We start from the raw sequence: 18,022 nt of genomic DNA, 5'->3' as shown, positions 1-18,022 counted from the left end.
CGACGGCCGGGAACCCAAACGGCCGCAGTTGGAGAGCCTCGGCGCGCCGAGCCGACCGGCCGACGCGAAGCGGCGGGTTTAGGGCGCGTACCGCCGGACCGTCAGGCATGCTGGACGCATGGATGTGGAGGCTTTGCTGCACGCGATCCCGCCGCTCGCGGTCTACCTGGTGGTCGGCGGCGTGGTCGGGCTCGAGAGCCTGGGCATTCCCCTTCCCGGCGAGATCATCCTGGTCAGCGCGGCGCTGATGTCGTCGCACGACGACCTGCCCGTCAACCCCGTCGGCGTCGGCATCGCGGCGGTGATCGGCGCCGTGGTCGGCGACTCGATCGGTTACACGATCGGGCGCCGGTTCGGTATGCCGCTCTTCGACCGCCTGGGCCGGCGGTTCCCCAAACATTTCGGTCCCGGACACGTCGCGTTGGCCGAAAAGTTGTTCAGCCGCTGGGGAGTTCGGGCGGTCTTCTTCGGCCGCTTCATCGCGCTGCTGCGGATTTTCGCCGGGCCACTGGCCGGAGCCTTGAAGATGCACTATCCGCGCTTCTTGGCCGCCAACGTCTCGGGCGCCATCTGCTGGGCCGGCGGCACCACCGCGCTGGTGTACTACGCCGGGATGGCCGCGGAGCGCTGGCTGGAGCGGTTCTCCTGGATAGCGCTGGTCATCGCGATCGTGTTCGGGCTGATCGCGGCCTTCGCGCTGCGTGAACGCACCTCCCGGGCCATCGCCGAGCTCGAGGCCGAGCACTACCGCAAGGCCGACAGCACCGCCGCCGACGCGGCTTGAGAGGCGGGTTAGCTGGCCGCTTCGCCGAGATCCTCCGGCGCGACCGGCCGATGCTCTGCGATGAGGGCGCTGGCCATCCTCCGGGCACGCAAGGCCGCATCCACATCGCCCACTGCCGCCAGAACGATGGCGCCCTTCATCAAGATGTGCCAGGACGAGGCGAAGTCCTCGACGTCGGTCAGGCCCGCCGCCATCGCGCGCTGACGCACGATGTCGCGAACGTGGTCGATGTGGGTGATGCAGGCCCGCCCCGCGGGCGAATCGGGCCCGAGCTCGAGCAGCACGTTGATGAACGAGCAGCCCTCGTAGCCGTCACGCAGTTGAATCCAGTCGTGCATGACGTCGAAGATTGCGAGCAACTGTTGCTCGGGCGTCTCGCCCCGCTGCCGTGACTGCTCCTCGATCAGGCCGTGCGTCCACAGTTCCTCGCGCCGCTGCAGCACAGCCAGGACGAGGTCGTTCTTGGTGGCGAAATGCCGATATAGCGTGGCCCTGGCTACACCGGCCCGGTCGATCACCTCTTCGGTGCCGACCGCACGGATTCCACGCCGGCTGAACAGCTCATATGCGGCGGCCAGGATACGTTCACGAGCCGACGCGGCGGGCGTTCCGACATCGGAAGTTGTCATAGCAACCCACAACATACTCTTAGCTGGCACAGGTAGACAGACAGACCTGTCTTGTTATAGAAAAGAGATTCGCCTTCCGCGAAAAGTCTGTCTTCAGAGGGCAGGACGGGCATCCATCGCAGCGTCGTAGACGCCGGTCGATTAGGAGTCCACGATGATCTCGGCCATTGCAGAACCGATGACAACTACCCACCTGATGCTGAGCACGAAGCTGGTTTACGAGCTGGGTGACCCCAACAGCACGCTGCGCGCGTCAGCCGATCGCAGCGGCCCGGCGGTGCTGATCTATGCCGGCGGAGAGGTCGACGCGTGCAACGAGCACACCTGGCGCCAGCTCATCAGCGAGGTCGCCGGCATCGTCATCGAGCCGGGTCCCCTGGTCGTCGACGTCACGGGGCTGGATTTCATGGCCTGCTGCGCGTTCGCGGCGCTGACCGACGAGGCGAAGCGCTGCAAGGAGCGCGGCATCGAGTTGCGCCTGGTGAGCCGCGAGCCGATCGTCGCCCGCATCATCGACGCGTGCGGCCTGTCAGCCCTTCTGCCCATCTACCCGACCGCCGATTCCGCGCTGGCGTCCGCGGCCCGTTGGTGACGGGGCAACGCGGGCACTGATCGGGCCCGTGTGGCTGGATGAGCGACCCTCCCACCTTCGGCGCGGAGGAAGAATTCCTCCTTGTCGACCCGCGAACGGGCGAACCGGCGCCGCAGAACGCCGATGTGGCCGCCGAGGCCAAACGCCGGGGCGTTGAGCTGCAGCTGGAACTCAGCAGCTGCCAAGTGGAAACCACCTCCAGCGTGGTGGCGACCAGCACGGAACTCGCCGAGGAGCTGACTGCGCTGCGGCGCACCGCGGCGCGGGCCGCCGAGGCCGTGGGGCTTCGGCTGCTCGCCGCTGGTCTTCCGCCGGCCACACCGCACGAGTTCCCCGTCACCGACACTCCCCGCTATCGCCGGATCGGCGCGGAGTACGGGATGGTCGCGCATGAGCAAGGCATCTGCGGATGCCATGTCCACGTCGAGGTTCCCGACCGCGCGGCCGCCATCCATGTCAGCAACTGGTTGCGACCGTGGCTGCCCAATCTGCTTGCGCTGGCGGCTAATTCGGCGGTGTACCGCTGCGCAGACAGCGGCTACGCGAGTTGGCGCAGTGTCCTGTGGCGACGCTGGCCGGTGGCCGGGCCGCCGCCGTTCTTCCCGTCGCCCGACGACTACGACCGCACGGTGCGGATGCTGATCGACAGCGAAGTGATCCTGGACGAGAAGATGGTCTATTGGGACGTGCGCCCGTCGGAGAACTTCCCGACGATCGAGGTGCGGGTGGCCGACGTGCCGGCGACCGTCGCGGAAACGGTGTTGCTCGCCACGCTGGTCCGGGCCGCGGTGATGACGGCGCTCGAGGACGACCCGCCCGGGCGGCTTCCGCCGGCGGCCCTGCGCGCGGCGTATTGGAAGGCCGCCCACGACGGGCTCGCCGGACGCACGCTCGACCTAATCCACGGTGGCGGAGCGGTGTCCGCGCGCGAGCAGTTGGGCGCCCTCGTGCAGCGCGTGCGGCCGGCGTTGGAGACGCTGGGCGAATATGACCGCGTGGTGGGCGAACTCGACCGCGTCGCCACGCGAGGCAACGGCGCGATGCGTCAGCTGCGGGCGTGGCGCAAGCGGGGCGAGGTGATGGACGTCGTCGACGAGATTGCCACCGCCACGCTGGACTGAAACCCGTTGCTACGCCTCTTCACTTGCGCGTGCGTCCAGGGCGGCGACACGCCGGGCGGGCCCTCCCTGGGCGCACACTCAAAGCCGTGAACGCACACTCGATGCGGCGAACGCTACGAGTTACGCCACGGCCAGCAGTCGATACAGACCGATCAGGCCGACCACCACGATCGTCGCGCGCAGCGCGTTTCCCGACAGCCGGCGGCCGTAGCGCGCCCCGATCAGCCCGCCGACCAGCGACCCCACCGCGATCAGCCCGGCGGCCGGCCAGCTGATGCGGTCGAAGGCGACCAACGTATAGGCAATCGCGGCAACGACATTCACGACGAGGGCCAGCAGGTTCTTGGCGGCGTTCATCCGCTGTACCGACTCCGGCAGCAGCGCGCCCATCAGGCCGACCAGCAGGATGCCTTGAGCGGCGGTGAAATAACCGCCATAAACGCCGACCGCGAATGTCCCGAACACCAGGACGGCCATGCGGCGGGGCGTGATGTGCTCGGGTGAGCGGCCCGCGGCCTCGGCGCGCCGTCCCGTCCACGCCTGAATGCGAGGCCCGGCGACCACCAGAATCAGCGCCAGGACCAACAACACCGGCACCACTTCGGCGAAGACCTTCTCGGGCAGATGCAGCAGCAGGAAGGCGCCCAGCACCGCGCCGCCCAGCGACGCCGGAAACTGCCAGCGCAGCCGATCCCACTGGCCGCGCAGCTCGGCGCGGTAGCCCCAGGTGCCCGACACGCTGCCGGCGACCAGACCGATCGCATTCGACATGGTGGCCGTTACCGGCGGGAAGCCGAGGGCGACCAGGGTGGGGAACGTGATCAGCGTGCCGGACCCGACCAGCGCGTTGATGGCACCGGCGCCGAACCCGGCAAGGCAAATGAGAATCATGTGGGGAGGCGACACTGAAGAAAAACCTTAGCCTGCCCCAGGTTTCGGCGTGCGGGCGACTGCCGGTTCTGCTCCCCCGTCAGGCGGGCGGCGCTTCGGCCCCGCGGTCGACGCCGGTGCGCAGCTTGACCGACGCTGAATACGCGAGCGTCCGGAAGTGCAGCACCGGATCGTCGGAGGGCTCGATGCCGTCCGTCACCCGCATCGGATCGAACACCAAGATGTCGCCGCCGTGCTCGCGCTCGGTCTCCAGACCGGTGATCTCGAGGGTGCCGACGGTTGCGATCTGTGTGCTCTGCCAGGGCGCCGACGGGTCCACCGTGGAGTCGGTGGGCCCGCCGATCTGCACGCGATATGCGAACCGCACCGGGCCGCCGTCCAGACGCGTGTTCAGCTCCTCGGTGAGGAAGTCCGCGCCTTTGCCGTGGGCGTCGGGTGCCGACAGGAAGTGCTGCGTGGCGGCCGGAACCAGGTGATAGCGAACGAATCTGGCGCTGCCGTCGGCGGCCACCCAGCGGAAGGCGTGCAGGCCGTGGTACTCGACGGTGGCGTAGCTCGCCGGGATCCTGTTGGCGTCGCGCAGCACCGGTAGCGCGCCGAGCAGCCGGGGATGGGTGAGGAAGTACTTGGCCATGCGCAGCGGCGTGGTCAGCCCGGGTCGCATCGCCTTGAGCAGATCGACGAACCCGTCGGGCGTGCTGGAGACGAAAAGCCGCGCGGTCTGCGTCACCACGTCGGTGGTGGAGCCGTCGGGCAGGGTGAACTTCACCGCCATTCCGCGGATGCCCGGCACGTTGTCGCGCTGTTTGGGATTGCCCGCACCGTTGGAGAAGCGGATCAGCACCGGAACCGTCGAGCCGTCGAGATGCTTTGCGCGCGTGAGCATGAGCGCGTCGGGTGTCGCGGTGAACGTGCCGCGGTAGAGCGTGCCTTTGGCGTGCAGCGCGCGGCAGCCCGGCTGCGCCCCGCCGGCGCCGCGAATCGCCTCGATCGCCTCATCGGGAGTGACCATGCGCGAATCTTAAGGCGCTAGGAGGGAAAGCCGAAGAGTTTGACCACACCGTGATCACGACCGGCGGTGTAGCCGCCGTCGACGGCGATGGCCTGACCGCTGACGAACGAGGCGTCCGGCGACAGCAGGAAGGCCGCCATGGCCGCGACCTCCTCCGGCTGGCCCAGCCGCTGCAGGGCGTGTTCGGAGGTGATGGATTGCAGCGGGCCCTCCATGCCCGGGAGACCGAAGACGCTTTGGGCCATTGGGGTTTCGATGAACCCGGGACATATGGCGTTGGCCCGGATGCCGCTCGGTCCGTAGTCGAGCGCGATGTTCTTGGTGAGCAGCACGACGCCACCCTTGGCCGCGTTGTATGAACTCCCGCCCGCCGTGCCTTCCAGGCCCTCGACGCTCGCGACGGTCACGAGCGAACCCCGTTCACCATCGACGCGGGGTTGCTCGATCATCCGGGCCAGCGCCGCCTTCGCCACCAGAAAGGTGCCGGTGAGGTTGATCTTGATCACCCGGTCCCATTCAGATCGGTCGAGCAGGTGGACCGGTCCTCCCCCGGCGACCCCGGCGGCGTGCAGGACGCCGTCGAGGCGGTCGGGCACGGCGGCCAGCACCGCGGCGATCGCGGCTTCGTCGGTCACGTCGGCGTTGACGAACTGAAACCGGGGGCCGAGGTCGGGCGCCGCGACCAGGTCGGCGCCAATCACCGTGCCGCCCTCGGCCAGCAGGCGCCTCGCGGTCGCCAGGCCGATCCCGGACGCGGCGCCCGTGACGACGAAGGTGCGTGAGCCGGCTCGGTCGGGGTTCACCATGGCAGACATGTTGGCACACCGCTCCACTCGCGGGTAAGCAAACGCGCACGGGGAGCTAATGCTCGCGCCGCTCGATATAAGTGAGCTATCAGCAAATATCGAGATTTTCTTCTCTGCCCGGCACCGACGCATCGAACGCGTTCAGCGTGATGCCGACCATCGAGAAACATCCCACCAGGAAGACGATCTCGGCGACACCCTCAGCGCCGAAAGCCTGCCTCGCCGCTTGGTACGTGGTCTCCGGAAGCGGGGCACCCCGGTTCAGCGCCGCCGCCATGTCGTAGGCGGCACCCTCGTCGTCGTCGAGGTCGTGCGGACGTTCGCCCGCGGCGATCGTCGCGATCTTGCGCTCGGCCAGGCCTGCCTGCCGGGCGAAGTGCTCGTGCCCATAGATCTCGTACCGGGCGCCGAACCTGGCGGCGGTCACCAGGATGACGAGCTGGTGGACGGCGGCGGGCAACACCCTGTGCTCCCAGAGCGCCTTGTTGAAGGCCCAGGCCGGCTTTCCGAATTGTGGGAAATGCAGCCAGCCGTTGAAGGGGCCGATCAGGGCGCCATCCTCGCGGCGCGCGACGAGCCCGTCGAAGTTGCGCTCGATCACCGCCGCCATGTCGTCATAGAGGCGCTTCTGCTCGGGGCTCAGGCTGGGCGGTGGCAGCAGGGGCAGGCGCGTCTTTTCGGGCATAGTCTGATCGTGCGCCGACGTCGGTGCGAGTGCCAGGACTTGTTGGTGACCACTGGTAGGCGGAAGCTCCCAGTCAAACGGAGGGCCGCCGTGGCGGGCGCGGCCACGACCGCGTATCACAGAGTGTGAGTAAACCGACCTCGGAGGGGTTCATGCCACCAGCCGACACCACGGCGAAAACGACGGAGACGCTCGCCGGATTCGTCGACCGGCACGCACAGCAGCGGCCCGACGCCATCGCGATTCGCTACGGCGAACGGCAGTGGTCCTGGGCGGACTGGGCCGCGCGGATCCGGCGCGCGGCCGGCGCGCTGCGGGACGCCGGCGTGCAGCGCGGGCAGTGCGTGGCCTTTCTGGACAAGAACCACCCCGCCTGCCTCGAGGTGCTCTTCGCCGCGGCGTCGATCGGCGCGGTGACGACCGTCGTCAACTGGCGCATCGTCGGCGACGAACTCGTCCACGTGCTCGAGGACAGCGGCGCGCGGCTGCTTTTCGTCGGCGCCGAGCTGCAGGCCGCGGCCGAGGCGGCCGCCCAACGAGCACCGGGCGTGCAGCGCATCGTGGTGGTGGGTGACGAGTACGAATCCCTGCTGGACGCGGCGGCGCCCATGGGCAGCGACGCCGAGGTCGACGAGAGCGAAACCGCCCTGGTGATCTACAGCTCCGGCACCACGGGGCGGCCGAAGGGCGTGCTGCTGAGCCAGCGCGCGCTGGTCAATCACGCGGCCAACCTGGCGCCGGCGTTCCCGTTCGATGACGGGGACGCGAACCTCGTCGCCATGCCCCTGTTCCACGTGGGCGGAATCGGCTACGCGCTCTTCGGTATTCGGGCCGGTGTGCCGACGATCATGACACGTGAACCCGACGCCACCGCGCTGATGGGCGCGGTCAGATCCGGCGCGACCCACGCGTTCTTCGTCCCGCCGGTGATCGCCCGGTTCCTCGACGCCGGCGACGCGGCCCACGCCATGTTCGCGGGCCTGCGCTACATCGTCTACGGGGCCGCGCCCATGCCGTTGCCGCTGCTGCATCGGGCGCTGTCCACCTGGCCCGAAACGCGTTTCGTTCAGGTGTACGGGCAGACGGAACTGTGCGGCGCGGTCACGGCGCTCAGCGACGCCGATCATCGCGATTCCGCTCGCCCGCACCTGCAGTTAGCGGCGGGAAAGGCGGTGCTGGGCACCGAGATTCGCGTGGTCGATCCGGAAACGGGCGCCGAGGTGCCGGCCGGGGAACCCGGCGAGATCTGGGTGCGGAGCAACCAGAACATGAGCGGTTACCTGAACCGGCCGGAGGCGACCGCCGAGACGATCACCGACGACGACTGGGTGCGCACCGGTGACGTCGGCCGCCTGGACGCCGACGGCTACGTGTACATCGAAGACCGGCTGAAGGACATGATCATCACCGGCGGCGAGAACGTGTACGGGCCCGAGGTGGAAAGCGTGCTCATCGAGCACCCCGCCATCGCCGACGCCGCGGTCATCGGCGTGCCCGACGACTTCTGGGGGGAATCGGTCAAGGCGATCGTGGTGGCCAACGGCGAGATCGATCCCGACGATGTCATCGCCTTCTGCCGGGAGCACCTCGCCGGCTACAAATGCCCGCGGACCGTGGACTTCGTGGAATCGCTGCCCCGCAATGCCAGCGGAAAGATCCTCAAAACCGATCTGCGCGAACCGTATTGGCGCGACCGGGCCCGGGGCATATGAGCGCCTTGGTGGACGCGCAGCGGCGCGCCTGCGCGATCACTGTGCTGGGCGGCCCGACCACGGTCGTCGACGTCGCGGGCCACCGGATCGTGATGGACCCGACGTTCGACCCGCCCGGGGTGCACGCGTACCTGACCAAGCTCGCCGGGCCCGCCGTGAGCGCCGAGGCGCTCGGCCCGGTGGACGCGGTGTTGATCAGCCACGACCAGCATCCCGACAACCTCGACGACGACGGCCGGCGGATGGCCCTGGCCGCGCCGCTGGTGCTCACCCATCCGGGCGGCGCCGGCCGGTTGGGCCCGCCGGCGGTGGGGGTGGCACCCTGGCAGACGCATGAGCTCTCCGGATCGCTTGCGGTGCAAGCTGTTCCGGCGGTGCACGGCCCGGCGGACGGGCAGCGCGACGAAGGCGGCCACGTCAACTGCGAGGTGACCGGATTCGTGCTGTCCGGGCGCGGCCTGCCGACCGTGTACCTCAGCGGGGACAACGCCTCGATGGCGGCGGTCAAGGACGTGGCCGACCGGGTGGGCACGATCGACGTCGCGGTGCTGTTCGCCGGGGCGGCCAGCGTGCCGACCAAGGAGCGCGGGCGTCCGCTGACGCTGACCGCGGCGCGCGCGGCCGCCGCCGCCGAGATCTTGGGCGCCCGGGTGGTGATACCCGCGCACGTCGACGGCTGGGCGCACTTCAGCGAGGGCGTCGACGAGTTCGCCGCGGCCTTCGATCAGGCCGGGATCGGCGACCGCTTGCGGGTCGCTCCCCACGGCGAGTGGATCGACTTATAGCCGCCCCTCGGCGCGCAGATCCGGGTGCACCCAGTCGGGCGAGCGGCGCTCCTTGAAGGCTCGGAAGCCTTCCCGCGCCTCGGCGTCGCTCAGGCTGCTGGTCATGCCGATTCGGTCGTAGAGGCCCAGGTAGCTGTCGATGCTGGACTTGATGACACCGCGGGCGCGCGGCGCGGTGCGGCAGCACTGCGCGAGCAGGTCCTTGGCGGCGTCGAGCAGGCTCTCGTGCGGTACGACGCGGGTGACCAGGCCCCAGTCCAGGGCCTCGACGGCGGTCAGCACCCGCCCGGTGAACATCAGGTCGCGGGTGCGCACCGGCCCGATGACCCGGGTGAGCATCTGGCTGTAGTAGGTGTCGGCGTAGCCGCGGAACAGCTCGGGGACGCGGAAGGTGGCCCGGTCACTCACCACCGACAGGTCGCTGCACAGCGCGATCTGGAACCCGCCGCCCTGGCACAGGCCGTTGACCGCCGAGACGATCGGCTTGGCCGACGTGCGCACGGTGTCGAACGGGGTGACGTCCATGCCCAGGGCGCCGCCGAAGGTGATCCAGTTGTCGGCGGCTCCCCCGCCGCCCATGTCACCGCCGGGCGCAAACACGTCCCCGGTTCCGGTGAGCACGAGCCCGGCCAAATCGTGATCCTCGTTGAGACGCCCAACGGCGTAACGGATTCCGAAGTACATCGCGGGCGTCAGCGCGTTACGCGCTTCGGGGCGGTCGATGGTGCACACCGCGATCGACCCATGACGCTCGAACCTGAGGTAGGGCGTTCCGAGCCAATCCCCCTCGGGCGGGCGGGGGGCTTCCTGCGAGGTCGGGGGAACCTGGGCCACGGGACTCCTCTTGCGTCGGTCGCTACTGTCGCTCTTACAGTAGCCGCGGCGGCCGCCTACAGGTACGCCAGCGTGGCCGTCCCGGTGGTCAAGGCGGCGTCGGCGATCACCTCGGCCAGTTTCACCTGCAGCGTGGCCGTGGCATCCCCCACCGGCTTCTCGCAGAATCGGCAGCTCGTTTGGAACTGCGGCTGGTCGTCCTCGTCCGGCCAGAACCGGCGCGATCCCACCATGGCGCCGGGGTCATATTGAACGGCCTGGTGCGGGGCGTCCTTGAGGATCCTGCCCACGGGATGACCTTGTGGACACTCAAGTTTCAGCGTGCCGATACCTTCGGAATTTCCGACCATCGTCCACCATCCTTTGCGGAGTTCTCTTGAATCCCAGCATCGTTCATGGCTGTGGGCAACACGTCTTCGAGCGAGAGGCCGGCCGCGGGAGCGGAGCCGTGAACGGCCCGCTGCTAGCGCCAACAGTGAGAGTTTCCGGTCGCCAGCCAGCCGAGTGCGTTTGCTGATTAATCTGCGTTGTACCCGGGTACCCAGGAGATCGTGCGTTTCTTTTCCGTTGCTGCGGCACTCGGCATAGCCATCGCCACTCTGGTGGCCGCACCGGCTCGCGCCGACTTGAGCGGTTACGGAAATTGCGTGGGAAGCGTTACGCAAGTCCCGCTGTGGGAGCACGACTCCCAAAACCAGCAGCTCATTGGCGTTATCGAGCAGGACCTCAATTCTGGTGTATCGCCGGCTGGTGAAGCGCAGAAGGTGTCGCGGATGGGATTCGACCAGCGCTTGGCCAATCGGATTGTGGAGTGCGTTATCCAGGAGCGCCCCTAAAGCCCTAGCGAACTAGTCGCTGGGCTCCTCATGAGCGTGTGTCCAACCGTCTGTCCCCGCCGTCATCTGGGCGTTCGCGATCGTCGTATGGAAACTCGGCCGACAATAGGCTTCAGAAGTGGAATGCTCGGTGCCAGCCAAAGAATTGAGGTCGATATGCCAGCCGCCATGGCGGACACCGAACTCATCGAGGACGCGGTGCGGTCAGCATGCCGCGCGCCCTCACTGCATAACAGCCAACCCTGGCAGTGGGTGGCCGGCGGCGGTCAGCTGGATCTTTTTCTCGATCCAAGCCGGGCGATGGTTACAGACCGGTCTGGCCGAGAGGCGGTGATCAGCTGCGGCGCCGCGCTCGATCACCTTCGAGTCGCATTCGCCGCTGCGGGGTGGCGAGCCCGGATCTCCCGGTTCCCCGACCCGAAGGATCCGAACCATCTGGCGTCCATCGACGTCACCCCCGCGGAGAACGTCACCGACGAAGAAAAGCGTCGCGCCTCCGCGATCTGGGCGCGCCGGACCGACCGATTGCCGTTCATCGCGCCGATGAACTGGGAGGCGTTCGAGCCGTCGCTGCGGGGCGTCATCGACGACGACGCCGTGCATCTGGACGTGATGGCCGACGACGTGCGCGACAGGCTGGCGCAAGCATCGTGGGTGGCCGAATCGGTGCGCCTCTATGACACCGCCTATCAGGAGGAACTTCGTTGGTGGACAGCGCCTTTCGAGGCAGCTGAGGGCATTCCATACGATGCGCTGGTGTCGTCGGCCGAGAGGGAGCGCGTCGACGTCGGGCGGACGTTCCCGATGCCGCATAACCTTGAACGGCGCACCGACATCCCCGCCGACGAGGCGACGATTTTGATGCTGTCCACCGACGACGACACTCGGCTCGGCGCATTATTGTCCGGCGAAGCGCTCTCCGCGGTGTTACTGGAATGCACGATGGCGAACCTGGCCACGTGCCCGGTCACTCACGTCACCGAGCTCAAAGTCACGCGCGACATGATTGCGGACCTGATGGAAGAGGGCAGGCGGCCGCAGGTCCTGGTCCGCGTGGGTGTGGCGCCCGCGGCGGCCGAACCGCCCAGACCGACGCCGCGCCGTCCGCTCACCGAGGTGTTTCAGCTGCGGGGTTGAGCAGCACTCGCGCCGTGGTGCCTGCGTCTTTACTTGTGGTCCCGGCTGGGATCGAACCAGCGACCTTCCGCGTGTGAAGCGGACGCTCTCCCACTGAGCCACGGGACCGGCGCCGAGAGGCGAACGACGTCGAAGATTAGCACGAGCCCGGTCTCGACAGTACCGGCCGCCTGCGCGTCATCGGTACGCCGCGATAGCCTGGACGCGGTCCGTACCGAGAAATTTGTATGTGCCCGCTCACGTCGACTATCGTCGTGCTTCGCACCGGGCGACGATGTCGTCCGAGGCGCGCGGATGTAGCGCAGTTGGTAGCGCATCACCTTGCCAAGGTGAGGGTCGCGGGTTCGAATCCCGTCATCCGCTCGAAGGTGCAAGTGGCATCAATCCAGCGGTGGAGTGGCCGAGTGGTGAGGCAACGGCCTGCAAAGCCGTGCACACGGGTTCGATTCCCGTCTCCACCTCCAGCTTTTGACCCCGGCGCGATTAGCTCAGCGGGAGAGCGCTTCCCTGACACGGAAGAGGTCACTGGTTCAATCCCAGTATCGCGCACAAAGCGTCACAGCAGCTCAAAGCATGTTTCCAGAACCCTCACGCGGCGCTCGCTGCCAATACGCTGCCGATGGAGATCCTAGGAGCGCTTGCCGGCGGCCGCCGATACGATCGATCTCGTGACGCTGTTCCTTGGGATGAGCAAGCCCGAAGGGATCTACGTTTCAACTGACTACCGCATGTCCGACGCGAATGGAATCCCGCTCGATGACGACAGGGTCAAGCACCTTACGGTCCACTACCCACCGGAGGGCGGCCCCAAGGCGCTCTTCGGATTTACAGGTCTCCTCGAAACGCATGACGGCATCAGAGTTGGTGACTGGTTGCGCGAGACCATACGCGGGGTCAACGAGCCTCTCGAAGTGTCAATGGATCGCCTAAAACGGCGGCTCACTGAAGAGTTCGCGCATCGCGGGCACCCATTGTGCATCAACTTTCTCATCATCGATGGGGAGAAGCGATACATCGGGGAATTAGCGAATCTCGAGATCCCCGACGCTGCCACCGGTGCCTACAAGCTGCTGGATTCCTTCTACTTCCGCGCTAAAGAAATCACCGAGCCTTACGTGTTCGCCAACGGCTCGGGTCGCAAACTGGTGATGACAGGCAGGAATCACGAAGTATTAAAGAGGCAGGTCTCCAAGCGGCTGACGCAGCCTGAATTGCACATGCAGTTGCTCGCGGCAGTGAATCGCCGGGTCGCGAAGACGGACCAGCAGGTTAGTCCGTTCTGCCACGTGTCGTTCATCGGTGCGGACGATTCGTATCCGCCACAGTCGCGAGTTTTCACTCTGGACGGCGAGTCCGTGACATTCAGGATGCCGCTGATCTGGATGGGTATCGACACGTCGTTTCCGATGGAGGCTTTCACGGCTGGTATCGACTTGTCGTCGATCCCGCCCGAGGAATGGAATAAGAACCTTAAACGGCTCGAATAAGAACGCGGGAGAAAGGGATTCGATGGCACAACGTTCTTATGCGCCTGGGGCCGCGGCCCTCTTGTCGTAAAGTTGTTGGGCCTTGGTCACGAAGACAAAGGCACCGGCGCAGGACAGGTCAAAGAAATCCTCATCGAACTTGCCTGGATCGGAGCGGCCTGCTTGCGCCCAGTAGTATCCGTGCGCAACAGCAGACCCCATGCGCCACAGCCCCCCTATCGCCGAGCCCCAGCCGGTGTTCGGATCCGCTAAGTCACGGAGCATCGACACAGTGTCTTTGGGCTCGGCGAGTTTTTGCACACCTAACGACTTCGCTTGCGACTCAAGCGATCCAATCTCGGTATCCAGTTGCGTGATCGCAGCTGAAATGGACTGTTTCTCGGCTGCGTTCAGGTGGCCGCCAAGGAAGCCGTTGAATGCTTTTCGCTGTTCGTGGCGGTTCTGGTAGCAGACCTGGAGGCATCGCAGACGCCGATCCTCACTTTTGTCGGGTTCCAGCATCCAGCGCACCCGCGCCGATGCCAGCAACGTCGTGCGTAACGCGGTGAAAGGCGCAAAGTGCCGGATCGGCCTGTCGGACGCCACTACGTCAACGACCGATCCGAAATGATCGATCGCGGTGGCGACACCGTAGGCGGCGACGTCAGAGACCGCTGGGCGGGCCGACGCGTTGTCAAGAGCCAGGTCACTCCCCGCCTGTGGGATATGGTCAGTAGTCATCCATTGCTGACCCGCACTCTGCATCCAAGCGATCATCTTGAGGCGATACTTCCTAGACTGCACGACGTATAAGTCTGCGCCCTCCCGCCATCCGGGTGGACCAACCCCCTATTTGGAGCCATGACCTCCGAGAACGCGAGCGATTGGCGCGATCTCGCCGCCGAACTACCCGCCGACCGCGCGGCCACGCTGGCCAGGCGCGAGGCCAAACTGCTCCAGGGCGGCATGCCGGCCGACCAGGTGGCCGCCCTCATGCTGGACTTCGCCCGAGCAGCCCTCCACGACCGCACCTTCGGCGTCCTCTATCCCGACGTACCCGTGCCGGCCGGCGCCGAGGCCTTTGAGTGGGAGCCCCACGCCGATGGCAGCTGGCGGCGGGGCCTGCACTGGGGCAGTTGGGGTGCCGGCGAGCCCATCACCGTCGACGTTCGTCGGCCACCAGCACAACGACGGCAACGTCAACCGCCTGATCGCCATTGATGGGCTCGGACAAATCACTGCGATCGATTCGGCCACAGCCCGCAAGCTAGCCGGTTACCTGCTCTCAGCTGCGGATCTAGTCGACGAATCGGGATCGTAACGACTCTCCAAATGCGGAATTTTCTGGCTCGGCGCTGCTGTCAGAGCCGAAATTCTTAGGCGGGGCAGTCCTTGTGACTGAGGGACACGCTCGACCTGTAGTCGTCGGCGTCCAGCAACGTCGGCAGCCAGCTGTCCCACTCGCTCGTACCACCGCCGGCAGCATGTACCGCAGTTCGTGCCGCAACAAACGCCTTGAAAAGGGCGCCAGGGCGATCGTCAGCGTTGACGGTCATGCACAGGTCAACGCGGCCCTCTTTGAGGTGTACGCCAACATCGCCATCCACATCGGTGAGACCGGCGAACGCTTCGGCCACCTCATCGAAGTGCGCTTCCGCCGCCTCATCGAACGGGGCGCCCATCTCGAATGTCATCTCGACGTAGTAGCTAGTCACTGGTTGTCACCTTCTTCCCAACATTCCTGACGCCGAAACCACGCCCGTAGATTCCTGATGTAGTTCGGATCACTCGGCGAGTGGTGAATAGTCTTTGAATGTCCGCCACATGGGCATCGAAACTTGCGATATCTGCGCCCTGTGACCTCGAACCAGCCGTGAGCCTCGATCTCCTCGACTACTTCCTTGATCTCCTTGTCGTGCTTCCCCACTACGGCGTCACGCTAGCGGACCCAGATCACAGCTGGGTATAGAACGGCTCACTCTGTGGACAATCACACAGCAACAATACAGCCTGACCTGCGTCTTGTGCCTTAGGCGAAAGCCTGAGCCCCGCGCCCGCCGCTAGTGCTCGTCCGCCCGCCAACCATGCTCACCGCACCGGATAAAGTCCTCGCCGGGTCGCCGGCCCCAGCCGCCGCCATGCGGCAACCCGATCAACTCATCGTTATCCTCCCCGAAGCCATCAGCGCGCTCATCCTCCGGCCGCGGATCCACCAGCCGACGCATCAGGAACCGCCCGGCACGCCACGCAGCCCTCGCGGCGCACGCTCCGCCCGCTCCACCACCCCGACCTCACCCTGCGGCAGGCCAAGCGCCTTCAGTAGCTGGTCTAAGGCAACCCCGCATCCACGGGATCATGCAAGCACCGCGGAAACCCGGGAGCTAGCTGTGAGAAAAATCAGAAGCGGCGAAGGTGGAGTAGTCGACGCCGGGTCGATGATGAATCCCGAGATGGGATGGGTAGCCCAGGCGCAGCACCCAACCGAACAAACGCGTCACATCTCGGTCCACTCGACTGAAGCAGGCGCCCAGCGGCGTCTCGCTCTGGTCGCAGAATCGTGGGGCGTTACTCTCGACAAGCTGGATTGCAGTATCGCCCACCGCCCTATCGAACCGTAGGAGTCCCCGCGCAGTGCTTTCACACCGCGATGGGGTGTCAGGTCCGCGCTAGGCCGACGCCTCAAAACCGCGGCGGGTCGCTCGCCAGCTCGATGTGCGGGCGCCAGCACGGTCGACCCCCGGCGGCCGGACAGGCCCCGAGCGCGCCCTAAAGGCTGTACCCGTCTCGGAGTGACTTAGCTGGGCCGATTTCCCTCGCGAACGGCGGCCGCAGCGTTAAATTCTGCTCCTAAGCATCGCAAAGGAGCGGGGCAGATGCGGTCACTCATTGCCGTCCTCATTGCCGTAGTCGGTTACGGGGTCATTCCATTTGCTGCACCCCCAACCGCCGCGGCCGACGAATGCCCGGCGGGTTATTACTGGTCTAAAGCACACGCCACGTGCGTGGAGCGCCCCGACAACAATCCGGTCGGCGCGGTTGCGCTGTGCGGCGACGGGAAATACTCGCACAGCGAATCACGCAGCGGCACATGCTCATCGAACGGCGGCGTCAGCCGGTGGTGCCCGTGTGGAGCCGCGCCCTCTCTCGCTGCCGTTCCAGCACCCGCCACTGCGGATAACGATGAATATGTCGCTATCGCTATCTCGCTCGTTACCGGACGTCCCGCCGGGTGGGGTACCGCGGGTAGCCAGACCAAGGCGAATCAAATAGCGGTCGTCGAATGCACTGACGCTACCGGCGACAATTGCGAAGCCGTGGCGGGCATGCACAATGGCTGTGCATCAGTCGCAATCGACCCCGACGCCGGCCGATTCCAAGGCGGATATGGTGCGGACACAACAGCTTCTAATGCGGATGCACTCGCCAAGTTGAACTCACCCACCGGGGTAATAGCAGCCTCGCATTGCTCTTCGTGAACGCTGACGCCTAGGGCTGCTTCGTCACACGCTACGCCATGCTCACTCCGAAGCCGAACGTCTAATTGCCTCTCGGACAACCGGAACGACCCGATCGTCCGGTGACACCCGCACACGCCGCCGGCCGCCACGGCCAAAGGCAACCGCGGCCGATGAGACCCTGGATCCTGCTTGCGGGTCACGAGACCACAACGCATTCTCGAGCCATCCGGCGCTGACATTGACCGTTTTGCCGGCCTCAACAAGGTCGAGCGCATGCCGCGGCCAGAGAAAAAACTTTGCGAGTGGTCATCCTTGCCGACCCACGTCACGCGGAGCTCGCGGCCGCCCATCATGGTCAATTCGCCTCGGCGCTTCTATCTCGTCCTCTCATAATCCAGGAGTGCCGCGTACACACCTGGCAGGTGCAGTCCGGGCGTTCCCGTCGCGTTACCCCTGACTCGAGCCATCGCGATCCCATCGCACGTGCGCCGCGCGCCGGGCCCGGCGCGTCCGCGGACTTTCCCGCTCCCGCACGTCGGGGTTGATCTGGTTCAATCCCGGTATCGCGCACCAGCGTTTTCGCACGTCAAAGGTGGTTCCGAGGCTAACCGATTTTCGGTGCGCGAACTCAACGTGAACTGACTGGCCTGAAGGCACCGACGAGAGTTGTCCGAGTCAGTGGAACCAAATCGTCCTAACGCTGCGCCTGGCCGCGCCCCCACTCTCCTTTGGGAGTATCGGTTGCTTCGTAAGCCCTCGGTGTGGCCAGCCCTCGCAATTCTTCCGGGAAAGTGTCCCTTTCGGTTCTCCCGGTTGCTCCAGGTCTATGAATGCAGCCCGAAGGACGGGCTGTGACGACCTAACGGAGATCACGATGAAGAACACCACCCGCAAACCGACTCGCTTCCACTACGCCGCCGCCCTGGTTGGCGCGCTGGGGATCGTCGCGTTGGCTCCTGCCACCGCCTACGCCGAACCCAACGGACCCACGGGCCCGAGCGGCGGATGCCACTACACCGACCCCGACGGTTACGACATCCCGATCGACGAGGGCCAGGGCGTGATCGTCGGCGGCAAGCTCGTCACCTGCACGGGCGGGAAAATCGTCGTCAGTGCCGCGCCTGCGCGCACGAACCCCCATCGGCCGGCCGCACCGCCCAATCAGCCGCCGGTATTGACCCGGAAACTGTAAGTCGCGCAAGCGCACTGAAGCAGTCACTGATCGTCGAGGCCGCCACCGTGCAAACGCGGTGGCGGGCTGACGCTTGTGTTCT

At 66.3% G+C, this 18,022-nt stretch carries 20 protein-coding genes and 4 tRNA genes; 14 read left to right on the top strand and 10 right to left on the bottom strand.

The window, feature by feature from the left end; translation table 11 throughout:
• Window positions 1-118: 118 nt before the first annotated feature.
• Entirely contained in the window at window positions 119-784 is a 666-nt protein-coding gene (locus tag A5697_RS19280; RefSeq protein WP_067950806.1) for a DedA family protein, read from the top strand.
• 8 nt (window positions 785-792) lie between these two features.
• On the opposite strand, the gene A5697_RS19275 is transcribed toward A5697_RS19280, so the two are convergent.
• Window positions 793-1,413 carry a TetR/AcrR family transcriptional regulator gene (locus A5697_RS19275; RefSeq protein ID WP_067950808.1) on the bottom strand — a complete coding sequence of 207 codons (621 nt, stop codon included), beginning with the start codon at window positions 1,411-1,413 and terminating at the stop codon, window positions 793-795.
• Between the two features lie 154 nt (window positions 1,414-1,567).
• Between A5697_RS19275 and A5697_RS19270 the strand changes: the two genes are divergently transcribed.
• Window positions 1,568-2,005, top strand: a complete 438-nt coding sequence (locus tag A5697_RS19270) for an anti-sigma factor antagonist (RefSeq protein WP_067950810.1) — start codon at window positions 1,568-1,570, stop codon at window positions 2,003-2,005.
• Window positions 2,006-2,043: 38 nt separating this feature from the next.
• The gene (locus A5697_RS19265) at window positions 2,044-3,126 is read left to right on the top strand and encodes a glutamate--cysteine ligase (RefSeq protein ID WP_068011697.1); all 1,083 of its coding nucleotides are present in this window, start codon (window positions 2,044-2,046) and stop codon (window positions 3,124-3,126) included.
• Between the two features lie 120 nt (window positions 3,127-3,246).
• Here the strand turns inward: A5697_RS19265 and A5697_RS19260 are convergent, their stop codons facing one another.
• The 4 genes from A5697_RS19260 to A5697_RS19245 all read right to left on the bottom strand — a co-directional run bounded on the left by A5697_RS19260 (window position 3,247) and on the right by A5697_RS19245 (window position 6,520).
• The gene (locus tag A5697_RS19260; protein ID WP_067950814.1) at window positions 3,247-4,032 is read right to left on the bottom strand and encodes a sulfite exporter TauE/SafE family protein; all 786 of its coding nucleotides are present in this window, start codon (window positions 4,030-4,032) and stop codon (window positions 3,247-3,249) included.
• A gap of 64 nt (window positions 4,033-4,096) precedes the next feature.
• A complete protein-coding gene (locus A5697_RS19255) occupies window positions 4,097-5,029 on the bottom strand; it encodes a catalase family peroxidase (protein ID WP_067950816.1) in 933 nt (310 codons plus the stop codon).
• 17 nt (window positions 5,030-5,046) lie between these two features.
• A complete protein-coding gene (locus A5697_RS19250; protein ID WP_197501064.1) occupies window positions 5,047-5,844 on the bottom strand; it encodes an SDR family NAD(P)-dependent oxidoreductase in 798 nt (265 codons plus the stop codon).
• A gap of 79 nt (window positions 5,845-5,923) precedes the next feature.
• Window positions 5,924-6,520, bottom strand: coding sequence for a carboxymuconolactone decarboxylase family protein (locus A5697_RS19245; RefSeq protein ID WP_067950818.1), 597 nt, complete (start codon window positions 6,518-6,520; stop codon window positions 5,924-5,926).
• 152 nt (window positions 6,521-6,672) lie between these two features.
• Here A5697_RS19245 and A5697_RS19240 point away from each other — a divergent pair, with 152 nt between their 5' ends.
• Complete coding sequence (locus tag A5697_RS19240) at window positions 6,673-8,232, top strand: long-chain-fatty-acid--CoA ligase (RefSeq protein WP_068011696.1); 1,560 nt, start codon at window positions 6,673-6,675, stop codon at window positions 8,230-8,232.
• A gap of 8 nt (window positions 8,233-8,240) precedes the next feature.
• A complete protein-coding gene (locus A5697_RS19235; RefSeq protein ID WP_068011701.1) occupies window positions 8,241-9,017 on the top strand; it encodes an MBL fold metallo-hydrolase in 777 nt (258 codons plus the stop codon).
• On the opposite strand, the gene A5697_RS19230 is transcribed toward A5697_RS19235, so the two are convergent.
• Together A5697_RS19230 and A5697_RS19225 are read right to left on the bottom strand one after the other, a co-directional pair.
• A complete protein-coding gene (locus tag A5697_RS19230) occupies window positions 9,012-9,851 on the bottom strand; it encodes an enoyl-CoA hydratase/isomerase family protein (RefSeq protein ID WP_067949582.1) in 840 nt (279 codons plus the stop codon). The two genes, A5697_RS19235 and A5697_RS19230, sit on opposite strands and share 6 nt — an antisense overlap.
• A 56-nt stretch (window positions 9,852-9,907) precedes the next feature.
• Window positions 9,908-10,201, bottom strand: a complete 294-nt coding sequence (locus A5697_RS19225) for a hypothetical protein (RefSeq protein WP_067949579.1) — start codon at window positions 10,199-10,201, stop codon at window positions 9,908-9,910.
• A 201-nt stretch (window positions 10,202-10,402) separates the two neighbouring features.
• Between A5697_RS19225 and A5697_RS19220 the strand changes: the two genes are divergently transcribed.
• Window positions 10,403-10,687: a hypothetical protein gene (locus tag A5697_RS19220; RefSeq protein ID WP_156673369.1), complete on the top strand. Its 285-nt coding sequence runs from the start codon at window positions 10,403-10,405 to the stop codon at window positions 10,685-10,687.
• A 168-nt stretch (window positions 10,688-10,855) separates the two neighbouring features.
• Entirely contained in the window at window positions 10,856-11,824 is a 969-nt protein-coding gene (locus A5697_RS19215) for an NAD(P)H nitroreductase (protein WP_369806130.1), read from the top strand.
• 36 nt (window positions 11,825-11,860) lie between these two features.
• Here the strand turns inward: A5697_RS19215 and A5697_RS19210 are convergent.
• Window positions 11,861-11,932: transfer RNA gene (locus A5697_RS19210), tRNA-Val, on the bottom strand.
• A gap of 182 nt (window positions 11,933-12,114) precedes the next feature.
• On the opposite strand from A5697_RS19210, the gene A5697_RS19205 reads away from it, so the two are divergent.
• From A5697_RS19205 to A5697_RS19190, 4 genes are all read left to right on the top strand, one after another.
• Window positions 12,115-12,187 (top strand) — tRNA-Gly (locus A5697_RS19205).
• Between the two features lie 27 nt (window positions 12,188-12,214).
• Window positions 12,215-12,288 (top strand) — tRNA-Cys (locus A5697_RS19200).
• A gap of 13 nt (window positions 12,289-12,301) precedes the next feature.
• Window positions 12,302-12,373, top strand: a tRNA-Val gene (locus tag A5697_RS19195).
• A gap of 119 nt (window positions 12,374-12,492) precedes the next feature.
• Window positions 12,493-13,311, top strand: a complete 819-nt coding sequence (locus A5697_RS19190; RefSeq protein WP_068011693.1) for a hypothetical protein — start codon at window positions 12,493-12,495, stop codon at window positions 13,309-13,311.
• Between the two features lie 36 nt (window positions 13,312-13,347).
• Here A5697_RS19190 and A5697_RS19185 read toward each other — a convergent pair whose 3' ends face one another.
• Window positions 13,348-14,067 carry a hypothetical protein gene (locus A5697_RS19185; protein ID WP_068011692.1) on the bottom strand — a complete coding sequence of 240 codons (720 nt, stop codon included), beginning with the start codon at window positions 14,065-14,067 and terminating at the stop codon, window positions 13,348-13,350.
• 84 nt (window positions 14,068-14,151) lie between these two features.
• Between A5697_RS19185 and A5697_RS19180 the strand changes: the two genes are divergently transcribed.
• Complete coding sequence (locus A5697_RS19180; protein ID WP_068011691.1) at window positions 14,152-14,511, top strand: hypothetical protein; 360 nt, start codon at window positions 14,152-14,154, stop codon at window positions 14,509-14,511.
• Between the two features lie 155 nt (window positions 14,512-14,666).
• Here the strand turns inward: A5697_RS19180 and A5697_RS19175 are convergent, their stop codons facing one another.
• Window positions 14,667-15,005, bottom strand: coding sequence for a hypothetical protein (locus tag A5697_RS19175; protein WP_197501065.1), 339 nt, complete (start codon window positions 15,003-15,005; stop codon window positions 14,667-14,669).
• A gap of 1,158 nt (window positions 15,006-16,163) precedes the next feature.
• On the opposite strand from A5697_RS19175, the gene A5697_RS27335 reads away from it, so the two are divergent.
• Window positions 16,164-16,766: a DUF3761 domain-containing protein gene (locus A5697_RS27335; RefSeq protein WP_231972113.1), complete on the top strand. Its 603-nt coding sequence runs from the start codon at window positions 16,164-16,166 to the stop codon at window positions 16,764-16,766.
• 856 nt (window positions 16,767-17,622) lie between these two features.
• Entirely contained in the window at window positions 17,623-17,940 is a 318-nt protein-coding gene (locus tag A5697_RS19170) for a hypothetical protein (RefSeq protein WP_068011690.1), read from the top strand.
• Window positions 17,941-18,022: the final 82 nt, after the last annotated feature.

The organism is Mycobacterium sp. E3251, from assembly GCF_001666835.1.
Taxonomy (GTDB): domain Bacteria; phylum Actinomycetota; class Actinomycetes; order Mycobacteriales; family Mycobacteriaceae; genus Mycobacterium.
The sequence above is the reverse complement of the archived record's forward strand: the minus strand, read 5'-3'. Positions and strand labels throughout refer to the sequence as shown.